At 64.5% G+C, this 24,934-nt stretch carries 24 protein-coding genes; 7 read left to right on the forward strand and 17 right to left on the reverse strand.

All coding sequences use genetic code 11. The features are described 5' to 3' along the window. Positions 1-51 precede the first annotated feature (51 nt). Positions 52-669 (reverse strand): LysE family translocator, encoded by a 618-nt coding sequence (locus HU729_RS07470; protein WP_186709409.1) that lies wholly within the window; start codon positions 667-669, stop codon positions 52-54. A gap of 183 nt (positions 670-852) precedes the next feature. Between HU729_RS07470 and HU729_RS07475 the strand changes: the two genes are divergently transcribed. After that, positions 853-1,770, forward strand: coding sequence for a LysR substrate-binding domain-containing protein (locus tag HU729_RS07475; RefSeq protein WP_186709411.1), 918 nt, complete (start codon positions 853-855; stop codon positions 1,768-1,770). Here the strand turns inward: HU729_RS07475 and HU729_RS07480 are convergent. Then, positions 1,710-2,294 carry a D-Ala-D-Ala carboxypeptidase family metallohydrolase gene (locus HU729_RS07480; protein ID WP_186709413.1) on the reverse strand — a complete coding sequence of 195 codons (585 nt, stop codon included), beginning with the start codon at positions 2,292-2,294 and terminating at the stop codon, positions 1,710-1,712. The two genes, HU729_RS07475 and HU729_RS07480, sit on opposite strands and share 61 nt — an antisense overlap. Positions 2,295-2,359: 65 nt before the next feature. Here HU729_RS07480 and HU729_RS07485 point away from each other — a divergent pair, with 65 nt between their 5' ends. Next, positions 2,360-3,517, forward strand: coding sequence for a hypothetical protein (locus HU729_RS07485; RefSeq protein WP_186709415.1), 1,158 nt, complete (start codon positions 2,360-2,362; stop codon positions 3,515-3,517). A 10-nt stretch (positions 3,518-3,527) separates the two neighbouring features. Here HU729_RS07485 and HU729_RS07490 read toward each other — a convergent pair whose 3' ends face one another. The 4 genes from HU729_RS07490 to HU729_RS07505 all read right to left on the reverse strand — a co-directional run bounded on the left by HU729_RS07490 (position 3,528) and on the right by HU729_RS07505 (position 9,287). Next, on the reverse strand, positions 3,528-5,540 hold the full coding sequence (locus HU729_RS07490) for a methyl-accepting chemotaxis protein (protein ID WP_186667620.1): 2,013 nt from the start codon (positions 5,538-5,540) through the stop codon (positions 3,528-3,530). A 125-nt stretch (positions 5,541-5,665) separates the two neighbouring features. After that, entirely contained in the window at positions 5,666-6,496 is an 831-nt protein-coding gene (gene ampE / locus HU729_RS07495) for a regulatory signaling modulator protein AmpE (RefSeq protein ID WP_186709417.1), read from the reverse strand. Then, positions 6,493-7,053 carry a 1,6-anhydro-N-acetylmuramyl-L-alanine amidase AmpD gene (gene ampD, locus HU729_RS07500; RefSeq protein ID WP_186709418.1) on the reverse strand — a complete coding sequence of 187 codons (561 nt, stop codon included), beginning with the start codon at positions 7,051-7,053 and terminating at the stop codon, positions 6,493-6,495. Before ampD ends, ampE begins: the two co-directional genes overlap by 4 nt. A gap of 83 nt (positions 7,054-7,136) precedes the next feature. Further along, positions 7,137-9,287: a DUF1631 domain-containing protein gene (locus HU729_RS07505; RefSeq protein ID WP_186709420.1), complete on the reverse strand. Its 2,151-nt coding sequence runs from the start codon at positions 9,285-9,287 to the stop codon at positions 7,137-7,139. Between the two features lie 217 nt (positions 9,288-9,504). Here HU729_RS07505 and nadC point away from each other — a divergent pair, with 217 nt between their 5' ends. Next, positions 9,505-10,353, forward strand: a complete 849-nt coding sequence (nadC, locus tag HU729_RS07510; protein ID WP_186667616.1) for a carboxylating nicotinate-nucleotide diphosphorylase — start codon at positions 9,505-9,507, stop codon at positions 10,351-10,353. A 153-nt stretch (positions 10,354-10,506) separates the two neighbouring features. Here the strand turns inward: nadC and trxB are convergent, their stop codons facing one another. Further along, positions 10,507-11,469 carry a thioredoxin-disulfide reductase gene (gene trxB, locus HU729_RS07515; protein WP_065863398.1) on the reverse strand — a complete coding sequence of 321 codons (963 nt, stop codon included), beginning with the start codon at positions 11,467-11,469 and terminating at the stop codon, positions 10,507-10,509. 362 nt (positions 11,470-11,831) lie between these two features. On the opposite strand from trxB, the gene cysZ reads away from it, so the two are divergent. Beyond that, positions 11,832-12,560, forward strand: a complete 729-nt coding sequence (cysZ, locus tag HU729_RS07520) for a sulfate transporter CysZ (RefSeq protein ID WP_186667615.1) — start codon at positions 11,832-11,834, stop codon at positions 12,558-12,560. A 146-nt stretch (positions 12,561-12,706) separates the two neighbouring features. Here cysZ and HU729_RS25955 read toward each other — a convergent pair whose 3' ends face one another. After that, positions 12,707-14,023: a PAS domain-containing methyl-accepting chemotaxis protein gene (locus HU729_RS25955; RefSeq protein WP_186709421.1), complete on the reverse strand. Its 1,317-nt coding sequence runs from the start codon at positions 14,021-14,023 to the stop codon at positions 12,707-12,709. A 180-nt stretch (positions 14,024-14,203) separates the two neighbouring features. Between HU729_RS25955 and HU729_RS07530 the strand changes: the two genes are divergently transcribed. Next, positions 14,204-15,418, forward strand: a complete 1,215-nt coding sequence (locus HU729_RS07530) for a glycosyltransferase family 1 protein (RefSeq protein ID WP_186709422.1) — start codon at positions 14,204-14,206, stop codon at positions 15,416-15,418. On the opposite strand, the gene HU729_RS07535 is transcribed toward HU729_RS07530, so the two are convergent. From HU729_RS07535 to HU729_RS07545, 3 genes are all read right to left on the reverse strand, one after another. Then, entirely contained in the window at positions 15,387-16,490 is a 1,104-nt protein-coding gene (locus HU729_RS07535; RefSeq protein WP_186667612.1) for an NADH:flavin oxidoreductase, read from the reverse strand. The two genes, HU729_RS07530 and HU729_RS07535, sit on opposite strands and share 32 nt — an antisense overlap. A gap of 157 nt (positions 16,491-16,647) precedes the next feature. Then, entirely contained in the window at positions 16,648-17,130 is a 483-nt protein-coding gene (locus HU729_RS07540) for a glutathione peroxidase (RefSeq protein ID WP_186667611.1), read from the reverse strand. A gap of 143 nt (positions 17,131-17,273) precedes the next feature. Beyond that, on the reverse strand, positions 17,274-17,759 hold the full coding sequence (locus HU729_RS07545) for a peptidylprolyl isomerase (protein ID WP_054925639.1): 486 nt from the start codon (positions 17,757-17,759) through the stop codon (positions 17,274-17,276). On the opposite strand from HU729_RS07545, the gene HU729_RS07550 reads away from it, so the two are divergent. Next, a complete protein-coding gene (locus tag HU729_RS07550) occupies positions 17,758-18,060 on the forward strand; it encodes a DUF3565 domain-containing protein (protein ID WP_186709423.1) in 303 nt (100 codons plus the stop codon). The genes HU729_RS07545 and HU729_RS07550 overlap by 2 nt on opposite strands. A 31-nt stretch (positions 18,061-18,091) precedes the next feature. Continuing rightward, positions 18,092-20,182 (forward strand): phosphate acetyltransferase, encoded by a 2,091-nt coding sequence (gene pta / locus HU729_RS07555; protein ID WP_186667609.1) that lies wholly within the window; start codon positions 18,092-18,094, stop codon positions 20,180-20,182. 70 nt (positions 20,183-20,252) lie between these two features. Here the strand turns inward: pta and HU729_RS07560 are convergent, their stop codons facing one another. From HU729_RS07560 to HU729_RS07585, 6 genes are all read right to left on the reverse strand, one after another. Further along, the gene (locus HU729_RS07560; protein ID WP_065863405.1) at positions 20,253-20,975 is read right to left on the reverse strand and encodes an OmpA family protein; all 723 of its coding nucleotides are present in this window, start codon (positions 20,973-20,975) and stop codon (positions 20,253-20,255) included. Positions 20,976-21,070: 95 nt separating this feature from the next. Beyond that, entirely contained in the window at positions 21,071-21,715 is a 645-nt protein-coding gene (locus tag HU729_RS07565; RefSeq protein WP_186709424.1) for an MBL fold metallo-hydrolase, read from the reverse strand. 28 nt (positions 21,716-21,743) lie between these two features. Continuing rightward, complete coding sequence (locus tag HU729_RS07570; protein WP_186709425.1) at positions 21,744-22,091, reverse strand: type II toxin-antitoxin system ChpB family toxin; 348 nt, start codon at positions 22,089-22,091, stop codon at positions 21,744-21,746. Next, the gene (locus tag HU729_RS07575) at positions 22,088-22,342 is read right to left on the reverse strand and encodes an AbrB/MazE/SpoVT family DNA-binding domain-containing protein (RefSeq protein ID WP_186709426.1); all 255 of its coding nucleotides are present in this window, start codon (positions 22,340-22,342) and stop codon (positions 22,088-22,090) included. The genes HU729_RS07570 and HU729_RS07575 overlap by 4 nt, the downstream gene beginning before the upstream one ends. 168 nt (positions 22,343-22,510) lie before the next feature. After that, positions 22,511-23,203: a HAMP domain-containing sensor histidine kinase gene (locus HU729_RS07580; RefSeq protein ID WP_186709427.1), complete on the reverse strand. Its 693-nt coding sequence runs from the start codon at positions 23,201-23,203 to the stop codon at positions 22,511-22,513. Then, entirely contained in the window at positions 23,200-24,807 is a 1,608-nt protein-coding gene (locus HU729_RS07585; protein ID WP_186709429.1) for a tetratricopeptide repeat-containing response regulator, read from the reverse strand. Before HU729_RS07585 ends, HU729_RS07580 begins: the two co-directional genes overlap by 4 nt. Between the last annotated feature and the right edge of the window lie 127 nt (positions 24,808-24,934).

Consider the following 24,934-nt stretch of genomic DNA (forward strand, 5'->3'; position numbering starts at 1 on the left):
AAAGGGCTTACCGCAAGGTAAGCCCTTTTTCTTTGTCCTCGAGAATCCCCTTCAGCGTATTCCCGCCATGGCGACGGCCACCCCCAGGCCAATCAATGCCACGCCGATCACCCGATCCACCACGATCTGTCGTTCGATCATCGCCTTGCGCAGCCCGGTGCTGGAGAAAAACACCGCCACCAGGCTGAACCACGCCCAATGGGCCAACGACATGAAGGCACCATAACCCAGGTTTATCGCCAGTTCGCTGCCCGGCTTTACCACCTGCGTGTAGGCGCTGATCACGAACAGCATGGTCTTGGGGTTCAGTGCGTTGGTGAGAAAGCCCGTGCGCAGGGCCGCGAATGTGCCCCCCGCATTCGCCGGCTTCTGGCTGTCGAGCCGGATGCGCTGAGTATTGGTCAGCGACTTGTACCCCAGGTAGACCAGATACCCCGCCCCCAGGGTTTTCATCAGCACGAACAGCGTCGGGCTGCGGCTGATGAGCACCGCGATGCCGAACAGTGTGTACAACACATGCACCTGAACCCCCAGGGCGATCCCCAGCGCTGCCGCCAATCCGGCCCGACGCCCTTGTGCATAACTGCTGCGAGTGACCATGGCGAAGTCGGCGCCGGGGCTGATGACAGCCAGGAGGGTGAACAGGGCAACGGCGATCAGTTCGGTCATGCAGGAGGCCTCGATAGGTGACGTCAGTACACAGGAGGGACGATTATCGAAGGCGCTGGCACGAGTAAAAATCGATTTTATCGCGGCTTTATCTGCTAGTTTTCATCACCTATTCTTTGACGGACATGGCTTGTTCACGCCAGCCACTCCAGCGGCAGCCCGGAACAGACAGCGGACTCCCCCATGAAACTCCCCCACCTCACCGCCCTGCGCTACTTCGACAGTGCCGCTCGCAGCGAAAGCTTCGTGCGCGCCGCCGAGCAACTGCACGTCACCCATGGCGCAGTCAGCCGCCAGGTCCGCCTGCTTGAAGAGGGCCTGGGGATCGAACTGTTCGAACGCCGCAACCGCGCAGTCTTTCTCACCGCCGCCGGTCGCACCCTGTTCGACACTACGCAAACGATCTTCGAACAGCTCGCCAGCACGGTGCAGCGCCTTCAGGAACACGCCCAGGACAACGTCCTGGTGCTGTCGTGCGAGCCCACCCTCGCCATGCGCTGGCTGATCCCGCGCCTGCCGGACTTCCATGCCCGCCACCCGGACCTGCAATTGCACCTGGTGGCCGCGGGCGGCCCGGTCGACTTCACCCGCGGAGGTATCGACCTGGCATTACGCCGTGACGACTTCCGCTGGGATCGCCAACTGCACAGCATGAAGATCTGCGCGGAATGGATCGGCCCGGTCGTCCGCGCGGGCGCGCCCACAACGCTCGATGGCCAGCGTCTGCTGCACAGCCACACCCGCACCACAGCCTGGAACACCTGGCTGAGCCTGAGCGGCAACAGCGTCACCCATACGGAACGCAGCGACTACGAGCATTTCTATCTGTCAATCCAGGCCGCCAGTGCCGGGCTGGGCATGGCCATCGCCTCGGCCCTGATGGTTGGCGATGAACTACACAGCGGCCAGTTGCAGGCGCCCTACGGATTTATGCGCGACGGCTCGGCCTATCATCTGCTCAGCCCCCAGCCCCTGGACGATGACAGCAAGCGCCAGCGCTTCGCCGAATGGGTCTTGTGCCAGTGCCAGGGCAGTCTCGATCACCTGGGCCTGGCACAGAACGACGAACCTGCGCTGCCGTCGCCACCCCAGGTGCGGTAGCCCGCGGTATCGAGATGGATACGGCCTGAAGGGTAGCGCCCCAGCCCCATGTTCCAGGCCTGTCCGTGCTGCTGCCAGAAGACGCACAGCGGATTGGGATCGGCCCAGTCGGGCAGCAACAGGTCGACAGCGAAGGCGCGGGTATGGGCGCTGCCCACCGCGCCCCCGGCACAGGCGTTGAGCTTGGGGTCGCGGTAGGCGGACACCACCTCGAACCGGCGCAGGATGCCCTGCTCATCGAGGGTGCGGATCAGGGCCAGGGTCGAGCGCACCGCCGGCCATTGCGCGGTGGGCGCCACGGCGAACGGCGAGGCGCGGCACAGACGCCAGTCCGACGCCGAGCGCAGCAACTGGTGGATCGGCACCACCCCGTACAACCGCGCATCCACCAGCATCTGGCGAAACGCGCGGGTCTCGTGATCGCCCGCCCAATGGGCGAACATCCGCACATCACGCTCATCCGCGCAGACCCCTGTCATCGCCAAAAGCGACGTCGCCAACAGCCATGTTCCGACGCTTTTCATCCCCCACCTCTTCATCCAGTATGAGCAGCCCGCCGATCCTGGCGGCCACTGACAAGGAGTTAAGCATGCAAAAGATGGCTGTATCGGGCCTGGCCGCCCTCGCCTTCAGCGGCCTGGCACTGGCGGATGCTCAGGTCGACCTGGGCGATGCGCAACGGGTCACCCGCCTGTTCGCCTTCCCCAACAACTGCCACGTGATCTGCTTTCGCGACTGGACGCTGGAACAGACCGTCGAGCACTACCTGACCCAGAGCGTACGCCGCGACGGCTATGCCAACGCCCAGGTACAGGTGCGTCGCGACAACGACAGGCTGCATGCCCATATCAGCGACGTTCCGCCCAGCTATGCCGAGCCGTTGCGCAAGCTGCTCGACAGCGGCGAGCTGGCCTACCAGGGCGCCACGCGCCTGAACAACGATGGCAAGTGGGCCTACGACTGGTACCTGTTCCTGCCACTGGGCATGGCCCTGGAAAATCGCCGCAGCATCGAGCTGTTGCACTTCCCGCCGGATTATTCGCTGACCCAGGCCCAGGACTACCTGCGTTCCAACACCACCGATCGCTGGGCACAGCTGCTGACCTTCAACGGTGTCGAGGCCAGCCAGACCCCGGCCTACCAGACCATCGTCGACATCGCCCCGATCGCCGCGCCCGCCAGCGCCGGCAAGGACCTGGAAGGCACCTACAGCTACTTCGCCGACTATCAGACGCGCATGGTCAAGGAGATGACCCTGCGCCACGACGCCAAGCCCCTGCCGATGGTGGCCTTCGGCGCCCCGGTGCGCAGCTGGATCCAGCAGCAGTACGGGCCGAAGGTCAATGTGCTGGGGCTGGTCAGCATCAGCCCAGAAGCCGGCACCCAGGTACCGGTGCTGGGCGCCAACCACCCGAGCGCGATCTGGTATGCGGCCGACAAGAACAACACCGGCGGAGATCAGGACAAGGCGGACGCTGCGGGCCTGAAGATGATGGGCCAGGACCTGAGCGCCGCCTGCTGGCAGGCCGGCATGGGCCGCAACCCGCAGGCTGACGCCAAGCTGACGCTGCAGGCCTGCTCGAACAAATGGCAGGTAACCCAGAAAAAACAGACCTGCGAACTGTTCTACCGCACCATCCGCGACATGACCCCGGAGCAGGCTGCGGCCAAGTGCAACACCGGCACCGTGACCCGCAGCCTGAGGGACCTGCGCAAACCCGTGGAGATCACGGCGCCGCAGGGCTGACAGGCGTCGTCTAGACCCTGAAGGCCCCGATCAGCCGCTTCAACTCCACCACCTGGCTCGACAGCGCGCGGCTGGCGTCCTCCGTCTGGCAGGCACCCTGGGTGGTGTCCTGCGCCGCGCGGTTGATCGCCACGATGTTCTGGTCGATGTCATGGGCCACGGCCGTCTGCTGCTCGACGGCCGCGGCGATCTGCTGGTTCTGCTCGACGATGCCACCCACCGCGCCCAGGATATTGGCCAGTGCCTGTTGCACCTGCCGCGCCTCATCCACGGTCCCCGCCGCCATCTGGTGGCTGCTGCCCATGGCGCGCACCGCAGCACCAACCCCCTCCTGCAGGCGCTGGATCATCTGCGCGATTTCCTCGGTGGAGTCCTGGGTGCGGCGTGCCAAGGTACGTACTTCATCGGCAACCACGGCAAAGCCTCTGCCCTGCTCGCCCGCACGCGCCGCCTCGATGGCCGCGTTCAGGGCCAGCAGGTTGGTCTGCTCGGCAATACTGCGGATCACTTCCAGTACCCGGCCGATGGCCTGGCTGTCGCCGACCAATTGGTTGACCGCAGCCACCGTCTGGTCGATCTCGCCGGCCAGGCGAGCAATGCTGTCCTGCTGGTGCGCCACCAGGCTACGCCCGTTGGCACTCTCGCGGTTGACCTGCTGCGCGCCATCGGCGGCCAGCGCCGCGCTGCGGGCCACCTCCTGGGCGGTGGCGCTCATCTGGTTCATGGCCGTGGCCACCTGCTCGATCTGTTCGCGCTGGCCACTCACGGCCTGGTTGCTGCGTGTCGACACCGACAGCACCTGCCCGGCCTGCTCCTCGACGGTCGCCACGGTACGCCCGACCTGCTCGATCAGCCCCCGGATGCGTCGTACGGTCTCGTTGAAGCCCTGGCCCAGCTCGCCCAGCTCATCCTGGCTGCGTACCTCGAAGCTGACCGTCATATCGCCACCGGCCACCCTGTCCATGGCCGCGCCAAGATTGCCGAGGGTGCGCCGGGTCGACACATAGAAACCGCTGTAGAGATAGAGGATCGACAGGAACACGCTGGCCAGCGCCGCAACCAACGCGATCATGTGCAAGCGGTGCTCGTCCAGGCGCGCCTGCAATTGCTGCTGCAGGTGGGCGACCACTGCGTCGTTGAGCCGGTAGGTTTCGCCCATCAGGGCACTGACCTGCTCGTAGAACGCAGGCCAGGGTGCGTCGAGGGTTTCGGCCACCACGACCTGTTCCTCGAACAGCGCCGCAGCCCGGCGCACCGTCGCCTGGCTGAGCTGGGCCTGCGTACCGAGGCTGGCCTTGGCCTCGGCATCGGCTGCCAAGGCGTCGTCCACTCGCAGGGCGTAGTCAGCCGACAGACGCTCCAGGCGTTGCAGCAAGTCTTCGAAACGGGCACTCCCTGCCGAATCGATGAAACCGCGGCCCAGGGCAACGGCGCCGATGGCCCGTCCTTCGCCGAGCATCTGGGTGACCTGTGCGGTGCTGGCACCGATCAGGTCGCTCAACTGGCGTACCGATGCCTGGTTGTCCTGGGTCAACCCCGTCTGGCTGGCCACCAGCTTGCCCAGCACCTGGGCCTGGGCCAGCAGCTTGTCGAACAGTGCGGTCTTGTTTTGCAGGGAGGTTTCGGCACGAGCCCTGGCGAAGGCGTCGGCCAGCTCGACGCGCTTGGCTTCGAGTTGCGGATCCTGGCTCGCCAGGGCCTGGAGCTGGGCCTGGACCTTGTCCTCAAGGGCATCGATACGCGCTTCGACATCCCCTGCCTGGCCCGACTGACCGAGCACGGCGTTGATCTGCAGGAGATTGCCCAGGCTTTCGAGATCGCCCCGCAGGCTAAGGCTGCCAGCCACGGGGCCAAGGCCGTTCAGCTCGACGCCTGTGACATGGAACTGGCGATAGGCATCGCGAACCAGGTAGAAGCTGGTGACCAGCATGGGCAGAAAGAACAGGACGCTGATCAGGCTGAACTTCATGCCGAAGCTCAGCCGGTTCATCAACGCGATGGCCGGATGGAGCAGGCGCTTCATGGGTCACCTCCTTGGATTTTTATTGTTCTGCGGGGTAGCACAAGGCCATAACTGGCCGAGACTCTGTATAGCGCAGAATCAATCCAAGGTTTGTAACTTAAGGTTAAGCAGCCTCGCCGCTCACCTCAGAGCAGCACCGTCCACAGTGCAAACACCGCGTACCACAGCACCGCGCTGCGCAGCAGCAGCTCCCACAGGCTGTCCAGGCGCGCCAGCGCACTCTGCGCCTCTTCTTCCTCGGGAATGTCATCGGCCACCCGCCCGACACGGGCGATCAACTGCCCGGCGCTGATGTGCCAGTTGAGCACTTCGTGCAGCATCACCCGGGTCACCGAAACGAAGTTGCCGACCAGCGCAAAGCTCAGCGCCAGCACCCGCACCGGCAGCCAGTCCATGGCATGGCGCAGCTGCGCCGCGCGCTCCTTGAGCGCCGGTTGACGGCTGTTCGCCGCACTCAGCGCCAGCAAGCGATACCCCAGCGCTGCGGCCGGACCGAGCAGGAAATACCAGAAAATCACGGCAAAGAAGCTCTGGTACGCCTGCCACACCAGGTTGCCCTGCACCCGTGCCAGCAGGTCGCGCGGATCGTCTGCCGCCAGGCCCAGGTCGCGCTCGGCCACATGCAGCGCCGCCTGTTCATCACCCCGACGCCAGGCATCGCGGAACGGGCCGAGCGCCGCCTTGGCATCACCGCGCCCGAGGCTGTAGATCAGCACCAGCAGGTGCACCGGCAGTGCCAGCAGGCCGTAGGCCACCGGCTGCAACACGTGCAGCAGCAAGGCCAGCACCAGCGCCGGAGCCAGCACCAGGATCGCCAGGCTCCACCAGGGGTGCACCTTGCCGCTGCGCTCCAGACGTACCAACTCCCCCAGGAAGAACCCGTCACGTTGCAAGCGATGGCGCAGGGACGAGAACTGTTCGACCCACAACACCAGTACCAACACCAGGAAACTCATGCCTTGTCCTCGTTCAGCGCGGCGCGGTAGCGGGGCCAGTCGAAGGCCGGCCCGGGATCGGTCTTGCGCCCCGGCGCGATATGGTCGTGACCCTGGATGCGTTCGGGACCGATCGCAGGCCAGCGGCTGCGGATCTGCCGCGTCAGTTGTTGCAGGGCGGTGTACTGGGCATCGGTGTAGGGCATATCGTCGGTGCCTTCGAGCTCGATGCCGATGGAAAAGTCATTGCATCCCTCGCGCCCGTCGAAGCACGACACCCCGGCATGCCAGGCGCGGTCGAACAACGACACGAACTGGGTGACCGCGCCATCGCGCTCGACGAACAGGTGCGCCGACACAGTCAGGTGCTGGATGCTTTCGAAGTAGGGATGCTCGGCCGGATCAAGCCGGTTCTGGAAGAACTGCTGAACCTTGCCCGTGCCGAAACAGGCCGGCGGCAGGCTGATGTTGTGGATCACCAGCAGGGAAATCGCCTCGCCGTCGGGGCGGGCGTTGAAGTTCGGCGAGGGGCAGTGAGTGACACCGGAGAACCAGCCAGTGGCGCGGTCCAATTGCATGGGCAGATCCTGAAAAACGCCGGATACGAGGCTTCAGTATGCCCCGCCAACCGCGCGCTTGCATGTAAATGATTGTTGGCGCCTCAACGTACCTGGGCGATGCGCAGGCTGTCGAGCACTGCATCCAGGGCGCGTTCGAACAGCAGCCCGTCGTCCAGCACCCGTGCCTCGCCACGGTGCAGGGCAAGGGCCAGGCCGATGCTGTTCCACTCGCGCACCTTCATGCCGGTGCGGTTGGCGAAGACCAGCCGATCACTGCTGTCGATACGCGCCACCAGCTTGCAGCGCAGCGGCTCGTCCTCGTCGCTGAGCTCGATCCAGGTGCCCAGGCGCAGGCGCTGGACCTGGCGCAGTTGCGGGCTGTGTTCCTCCAGCACCGGCATCAGGCCACCTGCCGACTCCTCGGCGACGGCCAGGACGATGTCCGACTCGACCCGCACATCGTCAGCCTCGTCCTGCCAGTGGCCAGGCTCGGCACAGGCGCGCAGGTGCAGACGCTCCAGTTGCAGGAAGAACTCGCGCAGCGCAGCCGAGTCCAGTGCCACCCCCGCCAGCCCATCGCGCAACGCCTTGAGCAGGCCCGGCACCTGTTCGAGCAGGGCCTGGCGCGCTTGCGCCCCCGGGTGCGGGGCGATGCTGGCCAGCAGCGCGTCCATGGTCGCCAGACCATCGATCCAGGCCGCCGATGCCTCGCCCTGCTTGAGCCAGGCCAGCAGCAGCACCTGGCTCCAGGAGTCCACCAGCATCTGCACCACCACCCGCGGCAATACGCGCCCGCGCAGGCGTTGGTTGAGCGCGTGCTGGACCTGCTGGCGTGCCTGCAGCGTCCGCGCCCGGCCCTCTTCGGCATCGCGGGTGCGCTGCTCCAGCAGCTCGTTGCGCCGGCGCTCTTCAGTGCTGAAGAGCAGGAACTCGTCGAGCACCTCGGCGAACAGCCGAGCATCGTCGGTGAAATCGCTGAGCAGCCGCAGGACGATACGCTCCACCCGCGCCTGCAGCCCTTCACCCGCCCCTTCCCAACCGATGGCCATGGCGGCGATTTCGTTGAGCAGGCGGCGCGCCGGATGGCTGGCACGGCTGAACAGGCTCTTGTCGAGCAGGGCGACCTTGAGCAGAGGGATGTGCAGGCGTCCAAGCAGGGCACGCAGGGGCGGCGGCAGGTTATCGTCGCGCTCGATGTAATCGAACAGCAGGCCGACCAGGTTGATCATGTCCTCGTCGGCGGTGGCCAGGCGGCGGCGCGTGCCACTGCGAACGCTGACCCGCAGCAACAGTTGCTCGAGCTGCTGGCCCAGGTCGAAGTCGTCGGCCTCGAACGGCCCAGGCACGTAGTGCTGAAGGTGGGTGAGCAGGCGCAGCAGGTCGGCGCTACCGATCGGCTGCGCCGTCGAGACACTCTGCAAGCGCGGCGCCAGCCTGCCACGTACCGGTGCCAGCAGGCCTTCCAGCGAGGCGAAGTACGCCTGGCCGGCGCTGTCCGCACCAATGTCTTCACCCGCGATCAACGAGGCCTGGGTGCGGCGTGCGGCCAGGCTGCGGTCCTCGGCTCGCCGGCGCGGGGCGGGGGCAAGTTCGCCAAGCACGCCCGCCGCGGCCAGTAGCTGGTTGGCCTCGCCATAGAGCAGGTCGACGTCGCGCAGCACATAGCGCTCGAACAGCTTGAGCAGGACCAGCTTGACCTTGAGGTCTACCCCCAGGCTGCGTCCGGCGTCCAGAAAGTAGCCACACAGGCACGCAGGCCCCAGCGGATTGCAGCGCGCATCCAGGGGGATTTCGAGCAGGGCGGCGAGGCGCTGGCCGAGTTGCTCGAGGGCAAAGCCGTCGCGCGCCAGCACGCGCTCGACCATGGCCCCAACGGCCAGGGTTCGTTCGCGCTGGGCCTTGCCGACGGGCAGGTCGATACTGCCCAGCGCGCCCAGCGGGTCGGCCTGGCCGATGCGGCTGAAGGTGTCGTGGAAGGTGTCGAGAAAGGCCCGCTCGATGCTCTTGCGCTTGAGACGCAAGTCGCGCATGGCTTCAAAATAGAGGTGTTGCTGATCGCCAGCGCAGGCCTTGTCGGCCATTTCGAAGAGGGTGTCGTCAGCGTTGTCGAACAGGGCACGCAGCCCCTGGCGCAGGTGCAGTGCAGCTTTGTCACGCACTTGCAGGAGCACGACGGGAAGGCAAGGCAAGGGCGTACGCACCCCTCTGTCGATGGCGGCCACCAAGGGCCCCATCTTGCCTTCTTCATGCATCCCGAACTCCTTGCAGGGTATTGGTCGACTGGCGAGGAAACATCGTCAAAGCTATGACGCCAAATACAAGGCGCCATTATCAGTGAAAAAGATGAAAGCTGCCAACACGCCATTTACAGGACGCGACCAGGCGCACACTTCCCGACTGCAGGGTCGACGGCTGTACACCGCGCCCCCCTGCCCTATAATCGCCGGCATCTAGCTTGTGGAGCCGACCATGCCGAACCTACGTCTCGCCGATCTCACCGCCGAAATCGAATCCAACGTGCGCCGCGCGCTGCTGGAAGACGTCGGCAGCGGCGACATCACCGCCCAGCTGATTCCGGCCGAGCGGCTGGCCAAGGCCACCATCATCACGCGCGAAGACTGCGTGATCGCCGGCACCGCCTGGGTCGATACCGTGTTCCGCCAGCTCGACCCACGGGTGGCGGTGCACTGGCAGGTGGCCGATGGCGAACGCGCCACTGCCAACCAGGTGCTGTTCCACCTCGAAGGCCCGGCCCGTTCGCTGCTGACCGGCGAGCGCTCGGCACTGAATTTCCTGCAGATGCTCTCGGGCGTGGCCACCCGCGCACGCTTTCTCGCCGACCTGGTCGAGGGCACCCAGGTACGCTTGCTCGATACCCGCAAGACCCTGCCGGGCCTGCGTCTTGCGCAGAAGTACGCGGTCACCTGCGGGGGTTGCCACAATCACCGCATCGGCCTGTATGACGCCTTCCTGATCAAAGAGAACCACATCGCGGCCAGCGGCGGCGTGGCCGAAGCCGTCGCCGCCGCGCACCGCATCGCGCCGGGCAAGCCAGTGGAAATCGAAGTGGAAAGCCTGGACGAACTGCGTCAGGCCCTGGCGGCCGGTGCCGATATCGTCATGCTCGACGAACTGACCCTGGACGAAATGCGCGAAGCGGTGCGCATCACTGCGGGCAAGGCCAAGCTCGAAGCCAGCGGCGGGGTCAACGAAACCACGCTGCGGGTCATCGCCGAAACCGGAGTGGACTACATCTCCATCGGCGCGATGACCAAGGATGTGAAGGCCGTCGACCTGTCGATGCGCCTGAGCCTCTGATTCCGCTGCCCGTCAGCCGACCAATGCTTGCGCTTTCAGCAATGACTTAGCGGCTGAGCGGGCCGTCGCTCACGGTGTTTCGCAGTGCGGCGGTGGCAGGCTGAAACGAAAGAACCGGCCAGAGGGCCGGTTCTTTCGTGATCAGGCAGCGACTCAGAACGAGGCGTTGGCCAGGCCGTCCAGGTAGCGCTCCACGTCCAGTGCCGCCATGCAGCCGGCACCGGCCGAGGTGATCGCCTGGCGGTAGACGTGGTCGGCCACGTCGCCGGCAGCGAACACACCCTCGACGTTGGTGGCAGTGGCATTGCCTTCACGGCCGCCGTTGACCACCAGGTAGCCGTCTTTCAAGGTCAGTTGGCCTTCGAACAGCGAGGTGTTCGGGGTGTGACCGATGGCGATGAACACGCCGTCGACCTTGATTTCGTCGCTGCTGCCATCGTTGTTCTTCAGGCGCGCACCGGTCACACCCATGTTGTCACCCAGCACTTCGTCCAGGGTGGCGTTGAGCTTGAGCTCGATCTTGCCTTCGGCGACACGGGCATTGAGCTTGTCGATCAGGATCTTCTCGGCGCGGAAGGTATCGCGACGGTGCACCAGGGTCACCTTGCTGGCGATGTTGGCCAGGTACAGCGCCTCTTCCACGGCGGTGTTGCCACCACCGACCACGGCAACCGGCTTGTTGCGGTAGAAGAAACCGTCGCAGGTGGCGCAGGCCGACACGCCCTTGCCCATGAACGCTTCTTCCGACGGCAGGCCCAGGTAACGGGCGCTGGCACCAGTAGCGACGATCAGCGCATCGCAGGTGTAGGTGCCGCTGTCGCCGGTCAGGGTGAACGGCTTGCTGGCCAGGTCGACGGCATTGATGTGGTCGAAGACGATCTCGGTCTCGAAGCGCTCGGCGTGTTCCTGCATGCGCTGCATCAGTGCCGGGCCGGTCAGGCCATGGGGATCGCCCGGCCAGTTGTCGACTTCGGTAGTGGTGGTCAGCTGGCCGCCAGCCTGCATGCCGGTGATCAGCAGCGGCTTGAGGTTGGCACGGGCAGCGTAGACCGCAGCGCTGTAACCGGCAGGGCCGGAACCGAGAATGATGACCCGGGAATGACGAACTTCGGACATGTCGTGCTCCTGTCGAGCCGGCCACATGAGGCCGACACCAGTGTGCCGGCGACGCCGGCTGGAAATGAAAAAGGACCTGCGCAGCACTTGGGGAAGGCTACAACGCACAGGTCCGAAAACCTGGGTGCCACCTCCCACTGAGGGCTCGCGGCGTTTCACGGCGTTCAGAAATTGAGCGCACTGTAGCGAGGTGGCAAAGATTAAGGAAATATCCTTCGACAATCCACCTTATAGACAGGCTCTATCCAGGGACGAATCCGATCTGCGATTGTCCCTATGCTTTGTTACAGCCGGTGTCGCGCCTTTCGTCGGCGTCTCAAACTCGGTAATGTCAGCCCGTTTTCCTTCTGTGGAGCATCCCGATGCAAGCCCCCGTCCTGTCCGGCCCCCAGTACCTGCGCGAGGGCCTGAAACTGGTCCTGAGCCCGAACCTGCGGTTGTTCGTGCTGTTGCCGCTGGCGGTCAACCTGCTGCTGTTCGGCGGCCTGATCTATTTTGCCGGCCACCAGTTCAGCCTGTGGGTCGATGCACTGATGCCGACCCTGCCCAGCTGGCTGAGTTTCCTCACCTACATCCTGTGGCCACTGTTCGTCGCCCTGGTGGTGCTGATGGTGTTCTTCACCTTCACCCTGTTCGCCAACATCATCGCTGCGCCGTTCAACGGTTTTCTCGCGGAGAAGGTCGAGGTGGTGGTACGCGGTGAAGACACCTTCCCGGCGTTCAGCTGGGGTGAACTGGCGGCGATGGTGCCGCGCACCTTCAGCCGCGAGATGCGCAAGCTCGGCTACTTCCTGCCGCGCGCCATCGGCCTGTTCATCCTGTCGTTCATCCCGGTGGTGAACGTGGTGGCCGCGCCGCTGTGGCTGGTGTTCGGCATCTGGATGATGGCCATCCAGTACATCGACTACCCGGCGGACAACAACAAGATGAGCTGGCAGGACATGCTCGCCTGGTTGCGCAGCAAGCGCTGGCAGTCGATGGGGTTTGGTGGCATCACCTACCTGGCGTTGATGATTCCGGGGGTGAACGTGCTGATGATGCCGGCGGCGGTGGCGGGGGCGACGTTGTTCTGGGTGCGGGAGCGCAACTGAGGCGTCCGGGCTCTTGTGCCGAAACTCACACCCCCGTTGGATGGCACGGGCTACGCCCGTGTTCGCGGGACCAGCCCGCTCTACAGAGGGATTGGGCTGGTCTTTAGTTTCGCCTACCGCCTTCAGCAGCGGGCACCGCCCGGCAGTCAGTGACTCAACTGGCTGGAGAACTGCCCCACCGCATTGACCACCTTCCTCGCCCCGTCCTGGATCTCGACGATCACGCTGCCGGTTTCCCCGGCCAGCGTCAGGCCCTGCTCGGCCTGGCGCTTGCTGGTGTCGATGATGTCCACCGCCGCCTGGGCCAGTTGCTCGTTCTGTTGCACCACCCGGGCGATCTCCTCGGTGGCGCTGCTGGTACGCGAGGCAAGCTGGCGCACTTCGTCGGCAACCACTGCGAAGCCCCTGCCCTGCTCACCGGCACGGGCGGCTTCGATGGCGGCATTGAGCGCCAGCAGGTTGGTCTGCCCGGCAATGTCGCTGATGGTCTTGATGATCGAGCCGATCACCTTGGACTGCTTGTCCAGCGCCTGGATGCCCTCGGCCGCCTCCTGCATCGAGCTTTCCAGGCCACGCATCACCTCGACCGTCTGGGTGACCACGCCGGTGGCCTTGCGGGCGCTGGCGTCGGTGTCCTGCGAGGTGCTGTAGGCGATATCGGCGGCCTGGGCCACGGCGATTTCCTGGTTGACCTGGTCGGTGATCACAGTGGCGAACTTCACCACTTTGTAGAGCACGTCATGGGCATCGATGATCGGGTTGTACGAAGCCTCCAGCCAGACGACTCGACCATGGGCGTCGATGCGCTTGAAACGCTCGGCCACGTATTCGCCCCGGCGCAACTTGTCCCAGAACTGCTGGTAACCCGCCGAGCTGACTTCCTCGGGTTCGCAGAACATGCGGTGATGCTTGCCGCGCACCTGCTCCAGGCTGTAGCCCATGGTCTGCAGGAAACGGTCGTTGGCGGTCAGCACCTGGCCGTCGAGGTTGAACTCGATCACCGCGGTTGAGCGCATCAGTGCCTTGATCAGGCTTTCATGCTCGCGCGAAGTCTCGATGGTGCGGGTCAGGTCGCTCGAATGCAGGGTGAAGTACTTGATCCGCCCGTCGACACCTTTGACCGGTTGCAGGATCGAGCGCAGCCAGGCTTCTTCGCCATTGCCACGCAGCAGGCGGAACGCGCCGTTGAGGTGCTCGCCGCGGGTGATTGCGGCCTTCATGCGCTGGTAGAAATCCAGCTTCTTCACGTGCTCCGGGACGATCTCTTCGATGTTGCGGCCGATCAGACGATCGCTGCTGTAGAGCATCTCTTTTTCGAAGTTGCCGTTGGCGACTTCGATCCGTCCCTGAGGGTCGAGCTGCAAGACCAGCATCTCGCTGTCGAGGCTGTTCTTCACCTGCTCGATGGATTGCAGCTCCTCGCGCAGTTGCTGGATTTCTTTTTTCAGTTTGCTGTTGAACATCACCGCTCTCCCGGAGCGCAATCCATCCATCGAATGCATCTTCATCGGCTGCGGGCAGGAGGTTCTTGAGTGCCCGGCAAGGAAATATTCCAGGGGCCGGAAAAACCTGGAGAACAGGCGTCACCGGGGGATCATCTGGATGTCACATAACGGCAACCCAGCAGGGGGAAACTTTTTGATATGAATACACCGCCCCTACGCATCACCCTGGTCAGCGAAACCTTCCCGCCCGAGATCAACGGTGTGGCCAATACCCTTGGTCGCCTCAGCGAAGGCCTGCGCCTGCGCGGCCACCAAGTGGAAGTGGTGCGCCCGCGCCAAGCCGGTGATGCGCCGGGCAACGCCGACGACGCGCTACTGCTGTGCCGTGGCTGGCCACTGCCGGGATACCCGGGGTTGCAATGGGGCGAGGTGTCGATGCACAAGCTGTGGCGACGCTGGCGTCGGTTGCGCCCGGATGTGCTGTACATCGCCACCGAAGGCCCGCTCGGGCTCAGCGCCCTGCGCGCCGCACGGCGCCTGGGGATTGCCGTGGTCAGTGGTTTTCACACCAATTTCCCGCAGTATTCCGGCCAGTACGGCCTGGGTCTGCTGGCACGCCTGCTCACCCACTACCTGCGCTGGTTCCACCGCCGCACCGCGACCACCCTGGTCCCCAGCGCCAGCCAGCGCCTGGAACTGGAGCGCCGTGGTTTCGAACGCCTGGCACTGATGGCGCGTGGCGTCGATGCGCAACTGTTCAACCCGGCACGGCGCAGCCAGGCGCTGCGTGAGCAGTGGGGCCTTGGCCCGGATGACGTCGCGGTGCTGCACGTCGGCCGCCTGGCGGCGGAGAAGAACCTCGCACTGCTGCTGCCTTGCATGCAGGGGCTGCAAAAGAGTTATCCACAGCGATGCCTGCGCCTGATCGTGGTCGGCGACGGGCCACTGCGGGCGCAGATGCAGCAGCAGTTCCCCGATGCGGTGTTTTGTGGCGTGCAACGCGGCGAAACACTGGCCGAACATTACGCCAGCGGCGACCTGTTCCTGTTCCCCAGCCTCACCGAAACCTTCGGCAACGTGGTGCTCGAAGCACTGGCCTCGGGCCTTGCGGTAGTGGCGTACGACGAGGCCGCCGCAGCCCAGCATATTCGCCACGGACACAGCGGCGCGCTGGCCATGCCGGGGGATCAGCCAGCATTCATCGACGCCGCATGCTGGCTGCTCGAGGACGCCGAGACCCTGCGCAGGGTGCGTCTCAATGCCCGCCAGCACGCCAGTCGCCAGGGCTGGCAGGCGATCGTCGAAGAGTTCGAGGGGCACTTGTACAGCGCCTGTCGGCAGACCGCCGCCCAGGGTGAGCGCGCGGCCACGCCACTGACGATCAAGTCAGGCTCGACAGCGCCTCGCGGCTGAACGGCAGAATCTCGTCCTCACGGCCCTCGCGGACTTTCTGCGCCCACTGGGCATCCACCAGCAGCGCGCGGCCGACCGCGACCAGGTCGAACTCCTCATCGCCCAGGCGCTGCAGCAGGCCTTCCAGGCTGGCTGGCTTGGCCACCTTGTCAGTGTCGACCATGAACTGCAGGAACTCGCCATCCAGACCGACGCTGCCAACGGTGATGCTCGGCTTGCCGGTGAGCTTGCGGGTCCAACCGGCCAGGTTCAGTGGCGAGCCGTCGAACTCCGGCTCCCAGAAACGGCGGGTGGAGCAGTGGAAGATATCCACACCGGCATCGGCCAGCGGCTTAAGGAAGGCTGCCAATGCCTCGGGCGTTTCGACCAGACGCGCGCTGTAGTCCTGCTGTTTCCATTGGGAGAACCGGAAGATGATCGGGAAACCAGGCCCCACCGCAGCACGCACAGCCTGGACCAGTTCGATGGCGAAGCGCGAGCGTTGCGCCAGATCGCCGCCGTATTCGTCACTGCGCTGGTTGCTGGTGGCCCAGAAAAACTGGTCGATCAGGTAGCCGTGCGCGCCGTGGATCTCGACGCCATCCATACCGATGGCCTTGGCATCGCGGGCCGCTTGTGCAAAGGCGGCGATGACCTCACGGATGTCATCGTGGGTCATTTCATGAACCACCACCTGGCCATCCTTGCTTTTACCGCTCGGGCCATAGCCCGGCACGCTGGCGTCCGGTTCGGTGCCCAGGCGGCGAACGCTGCCCACATGCCACAGCTGCGGAACGATGCGCCCGCCTTCGGCGTGCACGGCATCGACCACCTTCTTCCAGCCAGCCAGGGCGTCTTCGCCATGGAAGCGCGGCACATTCGGATAACCGTTGGCAGCCTTGTGATCGACCGTGGTGCCCTCGGTGATGACCAGGCCCACGCCAGCCGCAGCGCGGCGCCGGTAGTACTCGATGACGCCGTCGTGCGGTACGCCGCCAGGGCAGAAAGTACGGGTCATCGGCGCCATGACCACGCGGGTCGGCAACTCGAGGGAGCCCAGGGTGAAGGGCTGGAACAGTGGGTTGCTGGACATGCGGCGCTCCCGATGAGGGTAAGGAAATGCGCCTGAGCTTAGAGCCAGCCGAGTGGCGGGCACAGCATTATTGATTTGGGTGATTGAGCACGATATGGCGCAGCTTGCTCCTGCACCTGTGGCAAAACTGAGCGGCGGTTCGCCGCTCCAGCATGCATCAGGCCAGTGCCTTCTCGACCGCCTGAACCACCGTCGGATCGTCCGGCGCAGTGCGGGGCGCAAACCTCGCCAGGACGCGGCCGTCCTTGCCCACCAGGAACTTCTCGAAATTCCAGGTGATATCGCCGGGAAACTCCGCGCCCTCGCCTGCCAGCAGGCGGTACAGCGAATGACGCTCAGGCCCGTTGACCTCGAGCTTGGCGCTCAAGGGGAAGCTGACGCCATAGTTCAGGCTGCAGAACTTCTGGATCTCGTCTTCGCTCCCTGGCTCCTGGCCGGCGAACTGATTGCACGGCAGGCCGAGCACACTGAAGCCCTGGCCCTTGAACTGCTGGTGCAGCTTCTCCAGCGACGCGTACTGAGGCGTCAGGCCGCACTTGGAGGCGACATTGACCACCAGCAGCACCTTACCCTTGAACGGTGCCAGGGGCAGGTCCTGGCCGTTCAGCGCCTTGAGCGTCAGATCGTGAAATGCACTCATCTTGATTCCCCTCTCAGGTTGCCGGTTGCCGCTGGGGCGAATTGCGCCCACTAAAAAGGCGCGCGATCAAGCCGTGTACCCGCCCGCAGAGGGTAGGTCGGCTTGCTCGAGCGCCTGACGACTCTCAGAGCTTAGCTGAGAAATCAGTGGTGATGGCCACCTTCACCGTGGATGTGACGGTGAGCGATTTCTTCTTCGCTGGCGTCACGCACGTTGACCACCTTGACCTGGAAGTTCAGGCGCTGACCTGCCAGAGGGTGGTTGCCGTCGACGGTCACGTCGTCGCCGTCGATGTCGCGGATGGTGACGATCTGCATCTGGCCGTCCGGCGCCGAAGCGTGGAACTGCATGCCGACTTCCAGTTGGTCGACACCTTCGAACATGCTGCGGTTCAGGGTGCTGACCAGCTCGGCCAGGTACTCGCCGTAGGCGTCTTCCGGCTCGATGGCAACGGTCAGTTCGTCGCCGGCCTGCTTGCCTTCCAGGGCTTTCTCCAGACCCGGGATGATGTTGGCGGCACCGTGCAGGTAAACCAGTGGCGCGCCACCGGCGGAGCTGTCGATGGTCTCCCCGGCGTCGTTGGTCAGGGTATAGTCGATGGAGACTGCCTTGTTGGCGGCGATCAGCATGGGGCAAGACCTTTTGCAAAAGAATGTAGAGCGCACAAGTGTAACCAAGGCCTCGCCCGATTGCGAACGCGCGGCGGGTGGCGAACGGCCCATCAGTCGGATCATCGGCTTTCACCAGGACGAGGAAGGCCAATGGGTGGTCGAGCTGTCCTGCGGCCATACCCAGCACCTGCGCCACCAGCCGCCGTGGCAGGCACGCCCCTGGGTGCTCGATGCACGCGAGCGCACCCGGCGCATCGGCCAGGCTTTTGCCTGCGGCTGGTGCGCGCAGGGGGCCGATAGCGCTACCCTTGGCCGTTGATCCCTTGCACCGCTTATTCCGAGAAGCACGCATGCAGACATTTTTCATCGCGCCGACCGACTTTGGTGTCGGCCTGACCTCCATCAGCCTCGGCCTGGTACGCGCCCTCGAGCGCGGCGGCCTGAAAGTCGGTTTCTTCAAGCCGATCGCCCAGCCGCATCCCGGCGATACCGGCCCTGAGCGCTCCAGCGAGCTGGTCGCACGCACCCACGGCATCAAGCCACCCACGCCGCTGAGCCTGGCCCAGGTCGAGCGCATGCTGGGCGATGGCCAACTCGACGAACTGCTCGAAGAAATCATCCGCCTGTACCAGCAAGCCTGCGTCGGCAACGACGTGGTGGTGGTCGAGGGCATGGTGCCGACCCGTCATGCCAGCTATGCGGCGCGGGTCAACCTGCACCTGGCCAAGAGCCTGGACGCCGAGGTGATCCTGGTCTCGGCACCGGAGAACGAGGTGCTCAGCGAACTGTCCGGGCGGGTCGAACTGCAGGCCCAACTGTTCGGTGGCCCACGCGACCCGAAAGTCCTCGGGGTCATTCTCAACAAGGTCCGTACCGACGAAAGCATGGCCGATTTCGCCACGCGCCTGCGCGAGCATTCGCCACTGCTGCGCGGCAACGACTTCCGCCTGCTCGGCTGCATCCCTTACCAGGCCGACCTCAACGCCCCGCGCACCCGCGATGTGGCCGAGCTGCTCGGCGCCCAGGTGCTCAATGCCGGCGACTACGAACAGCGGCGGATGAACAAGATCATCATCTGCGCGCGCACCGTGGCCAACACCGTGCCGCTGCTCAAGCCGGGCACCCTGGTGGTGACGCCCGGGGATCGCGACGACATCATCCTCGCCGTGAGCCTGGCAGCGATCAACGGCGTTCCGCTGGCCGGGCTGCTGCTGACCAGCGACAGCAAGCCTGACCCGCGCATCCTCGAACTGTGCCGCGGCGCCCTGCAGGCCGGCCTGCCGATCCTTTCGGTGAGCACCGGCTCGTACGACACCGCCAACCAGCTCAACTCGCTGAACCGCGAGATCCCGGTGGACGACCGCGAGCGCGCCGAGTTCATCACCGACTTCGTCGCCAGCCACCTCGACGCCCACTGGTTGCACCAGCGTTGCGGTACGCCGCGAGAGATGCGCCTGTCGCCAGCGGTGTTCCGCTATCAACTGATCCAACGCGCGCAGCAGGCCAACAAGCGCATCGTCCTGCCCGAGGGCGCCGAACCGTTGCTGGTGCAGGCCGCCGCCATCTGCCAGGCGCGTGGCATCGCCCGCTGCGTATTGCTGGCCAAGCCCGAGGAAGTCGAGGCGGTGGCCCGCGCCCAGGGCATCACCCTGCCCGCCGACCTGGAAATCCTCGACCCCGAGCTCATTCGCGCACGCTACGTCGAGCCGATGGTCGAGCTGCGCAAGAGCCGCAACCTCAACGCCCCGATGGCCGAGCAGCAGCTGGAGGATCCAGTGGTGATCGGCACCATGATGCTGGCGCTGGATGAGGTCGACGGCCTGGTTTCAGGGTTGGTGCACTCCACCGCCAACACCATCCGCCCGGCCCTGCAACTGATCAAGACCGCGCCAGACTGCAGCCTGGTGTCGTCGGTGTTCTTCATGCTGTTCCCCGAGCAGGTGCTGGTGTATGGCGACTGCATCATGAACCCGCACCCCAGCGCCGTGGAGCTGGCGGAAATCGCACGGCAAAGCGCCGAATCGGCGCAGGCTTTCGGGATTGCACCGCGTGTGGCGATGCTCAGTTATTCGAGCGACTCGGCGGCCAGCGACGAGGAAGTGGAAAAGGTGCGCGAAGCCACGCGCCTGGCGCAGCAGGCCGAACATGATCTGCTGATCGACGGGCCGTTGCAGTACGACGCCGCAGCCAACCCGGAGATTGCCCGGCAGTTGGCACCGCACAGCCAGGTAGCGGGTCGCGCCACGGTGTTCGTGTTCCCGGACCTGAACACCGGCAACACCACGCACAAGGCAGTGCAACGCAGTGCCGACTGCGTAAGCCTGGGGCCGATGCTGCAGGGGCTGCGCAAGCCAGTGAACGACTTGCCGCGCGGTGCGCAGGTGGACGATATCGTGCACACCATCGCATTGACGGCGATCCAGGCCAGTCACGTGCGCTGAAACGCATCGCGGGACAAGCCGGCGTACCGACTTGTCCCGCGACAGGGCCGCAAAGCGGCTGCGTTACAGGTCAGGGATACTGCTGAACGGTGCCCTGCTGGTCATACTGCTGGCCAGGGATCGGCTTCAGGTTAACCTCGACGCGACGGTTCTGCGCCCGGCCATTGGCATCGGCGTTGCTGGCGATCGGCTGGTCCGGGCCCATGCCACGAACCGACACCCGTGACGCATCGACGCCCTGCGAGGTCAGGTAGGTGCTGACGGCCTGCGCGCGACGCTGCGACAGGTCCATGTTGTGCTGGCGGCTGCCGGTGCTGTCGGTGAAGCCGACCACTTCGATGGTGTTCTGGTTGAACTGCTTGAACGAGCTGGCGAGGTTGTTCAGCGGCGAGTAGAAGCTTGGGGCGATGTTCGCCGAATCGGTAGCGAAGGTGATGTTACCTGGCATGATCAGCTTGATCTGGTCGCCCTGGCGCTGCACTTCGACACCGGTGTTGGCCATCTGCGCGCGCAGTTCGGCTTCCTGCTTGTCGGCATAGTAGCCATAACCGGCGGCAGCGGCGCCTACCGCAGCAGCGCCGATCAGCGCACCCTTGCCACGGTTGTTGTGATCGATGGCCGCACCGGCGATGGCACCGGCCAGTGCACCCAGGCCACCGTACTTGGCAGTCTTGCTCATCCCTGTGGAGCCGCCCTGCGCCTGGCCCTGGTTGTCGTAGGGGTTCTGGCCGGCACAGCCGGTCATCAGGGCAGCAGCGGTAGCGACGATAATCAGACGACGCATGGTGAACATGGACAAGCTCCTGGTGAAATTCGAAAGTGCAGCGGATCGTATACGGATCAGTGCCAGCCTTGGATTGCAGCGACGCGGAAAAATTCCATGAAACTTCACGCCCGCACGAACGGGTTTTCACGCATCTCTTCGCCGAGGCGAGTGTCCGGACCATGGCCGGTCACCACGATCGCCTCTTCATCCAGGCGGTACAGCCGCTCCTTGATGGAACGAACGATAGCCCGTTGATCGCCCCCCCACAAATCGGTGCGCCCCACGCCACGCCGGAACAGAGTGTCGCCGGCAATCAGCAGCTTGTGTTCGGCAAACCAGAAACTCATCGAGCCCGGCGTATGCCCGGGTGTGTGCAGCGCCACGCCACAGCCGCAGGCCAGCGCCTCGTCATCGGCGAGCCAGCGGTCGGGGGAAGGAACGGGCGTGTAGGGCACACCGAACATCTGGCACTGCATCTCCAGGTTGTCCCACAGCGGCTGGTCGTCCTTGTGCAGGTGCAGGGTCGCACCGGTCAGTTCCTTGAGCCTGCCGGAGGCCAGGAAATGATCGAAATGGGCGTGGGTATGGATGATGCTCACCAGCGTCAGGCCATGCTGTTGCAGGCGTGCGAGAATCTTCTGCTCGTCGCCACCGGGGTCGACGACGATGGCCTTCTTGCTGACCGGGTCGCCGATCAGCGTGCAGTTGCATTGCAGGGGGCCTACGGGGATGGTTTCGCGGATCAGCGATACAGGGATATGGGTCATGGGAGTCCAGCTCCAAGCGACTTCACGCTCATTCGAATAAGGTTTGTACGCGCGCCAGCGCATCATCGATGACGACGTCGGGAACAGACTCGATACGCCGGGCACCACACGCCTCGAGATCCAGCGTACGCAACTGGTTGCACAACACCACGCCCTGGGTTCGCGTACCTGCCCCGCTGAGCGTGACTGCAAACCCGGCATGCCGGGTGAAATCCCCACCTTGAGTAATCGGGACGACCACGGCCAGGCCCGCGGTATTGTAGGCAGCCGGCGTCAGTACAAGCACCGGGCGCATCGCACCTTGCTGCTCGCGACCGACAACAGGCTCAAGATCGACTCGCACAATATCGCCCCTGGCGAATCCCGCCCGCCTCATACCTCACGACCGACAGGACGAATGGCGTTCCACGCCGCGAGCTCATCCGGCTCAGGTGCATCGAGATCGCACTGGGCCATCAGCTCCTCAAGCTTGTACTTGGGTTTTGATCGCACGGGCTTGAAAACCAGCGACCCGGTGGCGGTATCCAGGCAGAGGACGGAGCCCACGCTCAGGCGCATCTGCTTGAGAATGGTCGATGGCAGGCGAATGGCAGCACTGTTGCCCCATTGTTGAATCTTGACTTCCATAAGTATCTCCAAAGGTAGATACATAGTAGAAACCCTCCAGATGATTGCAAGTAACTTGTAGAAACAACGTGTCTACATTGTCATCTGAAGCGCTGCTTCTGAAGTCATGAAACCGAGGTCAGGAGCTATCCCACAACGCAGTGGGAAGTGACACTCAAACAGCCAGAGTCAAGGCAAATACAACCTGAACAACCCGCCACCCAGCGCACCACCGTTGGCGATTTCGATCCGCCCGCGTACGCCGTTGCGCTCGTGCAGGGCGGCGATCCTGGCGGCGAAGTACAGGCCAAGGCCGGTGCTGCCGCTCTGCTGGTCGATGCCCTGCACGTAGTCCTGCTGTCGCTCGAGCATGCGCTGTGGATAACCGGGACCATCATCGTTGACGCTGATCACCAACTGCTCGCCCTCCTCCTCGACACTGATCAGCAACGTATGCCCGGCATAGCGGATGGCGTTGGTCAGTACGTTGGCGACCACCGAGGCGACCAGTTCGCGGTCGAAGAAGCCCAGCGGGCTTTCGGTGTCGATGCGCCAGGTCGCCAGCACGTCGCGGTGGCGGATGACTTCCTGCTGCGCCGCCAACTGGGCTTCGACGAAATCCTCGAGCTCGTGGTAGTCGGGGCAGATCGGCAACTGGTTGATGCCCAGCTTGTACAACCCCAGCAATTGCACCAGCATCCCGTTGAGGTGGCGGAACTCATGCTCCATCACCCCTTGTTCGCTGCCACTGCGGGCCTGTTCGGGCAAACGCGCCAGCCACTGATCGTGGGCCTGGATCAGCGCCGAGAGCGAGTTCTTCATGTCGTGCACGGTGGAGGCGATCACCGTCGAGAAATCCAGCCCCTGCTCATCCCGGCTCATGCGCCGAACACCCGCACGTGCAACTTGCGGTAGCGGTCGAAACGGCTGTCGCTGGCGGGGATGCCAGCCACGCTGTTCAGGCAGTTGCGGCATTCGAGCATGATCGGCTCCGACGGGCTCTCACCGCCGATACGCAGCAGCGCCTGGGCGGTATTGAGGGCAATGCTGATGTTCTTCGGTTGCAGCGACAGGGCCTTGCGAAACATCTCCAGGGCCTCGTTCAACTGGCCGCCCTGATAGCTGCGCACCCCTTGGCGGTTGAGGTCGACAGCCTCGGTGACGGCTCCGAGCACCGTCGGATCGTCGGTGACCTTGGCCACGCTCTGCATGACTTTCGGGTCATCCCCGTAGGTTTCCACGCACCCCTTGAGAATCGAAGTCCCGGCCGACTCCTGCCCCAGGTCCTTGAGCTGCTTGGCCACGGTCAGCGCGGCATCGACCGAGAAGAACTGATCCATCTTTTCCAGACGCTGCATGGCCTGCTCGGTGAGCTTGGCCGCAGTTTCCGCATCGCCGGCCTGCTGCAGGCTGGCAGCCTTCATCAGGCGGGCGCGAACTTGCAGGCCCTGGTCTTCGGTGTGTTCCTTGGCAACTTCGCTGAGCACGGTATTGATCTCGACCCGCGTACGCGCATCGAGGCCATTGCCGGCGTTCTTGTTCATCAGCGCCTGGACCAGGCCCAGGTTGCTCTCGGCGCTCTTGTAGCGCGAGCTCTGCCCCTGGCTCACGGCGTGCCGGTAGGCCTTGGATGCGCCTTCGTAGTCTTCGTTGTCCAGGGCCAGCTTGCCCAGCGCCGCCTGGCGCCGTACCGCCAGCGGTGACAGGCGCACGGCTTCCTCGAGCATGTGCTGGGCGCGCTTGTTGTCGCCCTTGGCCACCAGCACTTCAGCCAGCCCGTCGTAAAGCCCTGGCATGATCGGGAAGGCCTTGAGCGCCTGCTCATAGACGCCCTGGGCCTGTTCGTACTGGCCACGCTTGTGCATCAGGCTGCCCAGCGCCGCATACACCCAAGGCTGCGGGCGGCTGGCCAGAATGTTGGTGAGAAACTTTTCCAGGTCGTCGAAGCGATTGAGGTCGCGCAGTGCATCGGCCCGGTAGCGCAGGCACAACGGCGCGAAACGCGGATCCTGCTTGCACAGCTCGGCGCAGGCCGCCAGCACCTCGGCCGGGCGCCCACGGTCCAGCGCCTGGAGAATCGGCTTGAGCAAGGTCTTGCGCTGCACCAGCTTTTCCAGGCGCTGCGCCAGGCCCAGACGGTTGAACGGCTTGGTCAGATAGGCATCCGGTTCATGCTCGATGGCGCTGAGGACAATCGACTGGCTGCTTTCGGCCGTGACCATGATGAACACGCATTCATGGCTGATGAGCTTGTCCAGCAGCAGGTCCTCGAGCACCTGCTGGCCATTCTTCTTGCCATCGCCCAGGTGGAAGTCCTGGAGGATGAAGTCATAGCGCTTCTGCGCGCACATGCGCAGGGCCTGCTCGCCGCTGTCGGCGGTATCCACGTCGCGCACACCCAACTCGCGCAGCATGGAGCGCGTCGAGGTGCGAAAGTCGGTGAAGTCGTCGACGATCAGAAAGCTTTTTTGCCCATACTGCAGCATCAACACGACCTGTATTGAGAAGAAGTGGAAAAAGGCCTGCGGCGACTGGGCCCGGCGAATGCTGTATCGGCCGGGCGGCGGGAAAGATGAGACCGGGAAGTCAGCGCATGACGAGATAATGGCAACT

This window comes from Pseudomonas sp. RW10S2 (assembly GCF_014268985.1).
Lineage (GTDB): Bacteria > Pseudomonadota > Gammaproteobacteria > Pseudomonadales > Pseudomonadaceae > Aquipseudomonas > Aquipseudomonas wayambapalatensis.

Excerpts from the sequence above, each read along its gene's own strand:
- HU729_RS07490 (WP_186667620.1), bottom strand. The coding sequence starts at position 5,540 with ATGAAGCGCCTGCTCCATCCGGCCATCGCGTTGATGAACCGGCTGAGC.
- HU729_RS07530 (WP_186709422.1), top strand. The coding sequence starts at position 14,204 with ATGAATACACCGCCCCTACGCATCACCCTGGTCAGCGAAACCTTCCCG.
- HU729_RS07505 (WP_186709420.1), bottom strand. The coding sequence starts at position 9,287 with ATGCATGAAGAAGGCAAGATGGGGCCCTTGGTGGCCGCCATCGACAGA.
- HU729_RS07535 (WP_186667612.1), bottom strand. The coding sequence starts at position 16,490 with ATGTCCAGCAACCCACTGTTCCAGCCCTTCACCCTGGGCTCCCTCGAG.
- HU729_RS07485 (WP_186709415.1), top strand. The coding sequence starts at position 2,360 with ATGCAAAAGATGGCTGTATCGGGCCTGGCCGCCCTCGCCTTCAGCGGC.
- HU729_RS07560 (WP_065863405.1), bottom strand. The coding sequence starts at position 20,975 with ATGTTCACCATGCGTCGTCTGATTATCGTCGCTACCGCTGCTGCCCTG.
- HU729_RS07470 (WP_186709409.1), bottom strand. The coding sequence starts at position 669 with ATGACCGAACTGATCGCCGTTGCCCTGTTCACCCTCCTGGCTGTCATC.
- HU729_RS25955 (WP_186709421.1), bottom strand. The coding sequence starts at position 14,023 with ATGTTCAACAGCAAACTGAAAAAAGAAATCCAGCAACTGCGCGAGGAG.
- nadC (WP_186667616.1), top strand. The coding sequence starts at position 9,505 with ATGCCGAACCTACGTCTCGCCGATCTCACCGCCGAAATCGAATCCAAC.
- HU729_RS07570 (WP_186709425.1), bottom strand. The coding sequence starts at position 22,091 with ATGAGGCGGGCGGGATTCGCCAGGGGCGATATTGTGCGAGTCGATCTT.
- HU729_RS07480 (WP_186709413.1), bottom strand. The coding sequence starts at position 2,294 with ATGAAAAGCGTCGGAACATGGCTGTTGGCGACGTCGCTTTTGGCGATG.
- HU729_RS07575 (WP_186709426.1), bottom strand. The coding sequence starts at position 22,342 with ATGGAAGTCAAGATTCAACAATGGGGCAACAGTGCTGCCATTCGCCTG.
- HU729_RS07585 (WP_186709429.1), bottom strand. The coding sequence starts at position 24,807 with ATGCTGCAGTATGGGCAAAAAAGCTTTCTGATCGTCGACGACTTCACC.
- HU729_RS07540 (WP_186667611.1), bottom strand. The coding sequence starts at position 17,130 with ATGAGTGCATTTCACGATCTGACGCTCAAGGCGCTGAACGGCCAGGAC.
- HU729_RS07580 (WP_186709427.1), bottom strand. The coding sequence starts at position 23,203 with ATGAGCCGGGATGAGCAGGGGCTGGATTTCTCGACGGTGATCGCCTCC.
- ampD (WP_186709418.1), bottom strand. The coding sequence starts at position 7,053 with ATGCAATTGGACCGCGCCACTGGCTGGTTCTCCGGTGTCACTCACTGC.
- HU729_RS07565 (WP_186709424.1), bottom strand. The coding sequence starts at position 21,715 with ATGACCCATATCCCTGTATCGCTGATCCGCGAAACCATCCCCGTAGGC.
- HU729_RS07550 (WP_186709423.1), top strand. The coding sequence starts at position 17,758 with ATGGGGCAAGACCTTTTGCAAAAGAATGTAGAGCGCACAAGTGTAACC.
- ampE (WP_186709417.1), bottom strand. The coding sequence starts at position 6,496 with ATGAGTTTCCTGGTGTTGGTACTGGTGTTGTGGGTCGAACAGTTCTCG.
- pta (WP_186667609.1), top strand. The coding sequence starts at position 18,092 with ATGCAGACATTTTTCATCGCGCCGACCGACTTTGGTGTCGGCCTGACC.
- cysZ (WP_186667615.1), top strand. The coding sequence starts at position 11,832 with ATGCAAGCCCCCGTCCTGTCCGGCCCCCAGTACCTGCGCGAGGGCCTG.
- HU729_RS07475 (WP_186709411.1), top strand. The coding sequence starts at position 853 with ATGAAACTCCCCCACCTCACCGCCCTGCGCTACTTCGACAGTGCCGCT.
- trxB (WP_065863398.1), bottom strand. The coding sequence starts at position 11,469 with ATGTCCGAAGTTCGTCATTCCCGGGTCATCATTCTCGGTTCCGGCCCT.
- HU729_RS07545 (WP_054925639.1), bottom strand. The coding sequence starts at position 17,759 with ATGCTGATCGCCGCCAACAAGGCAGTCTCCATCGACTATACCCTGACC.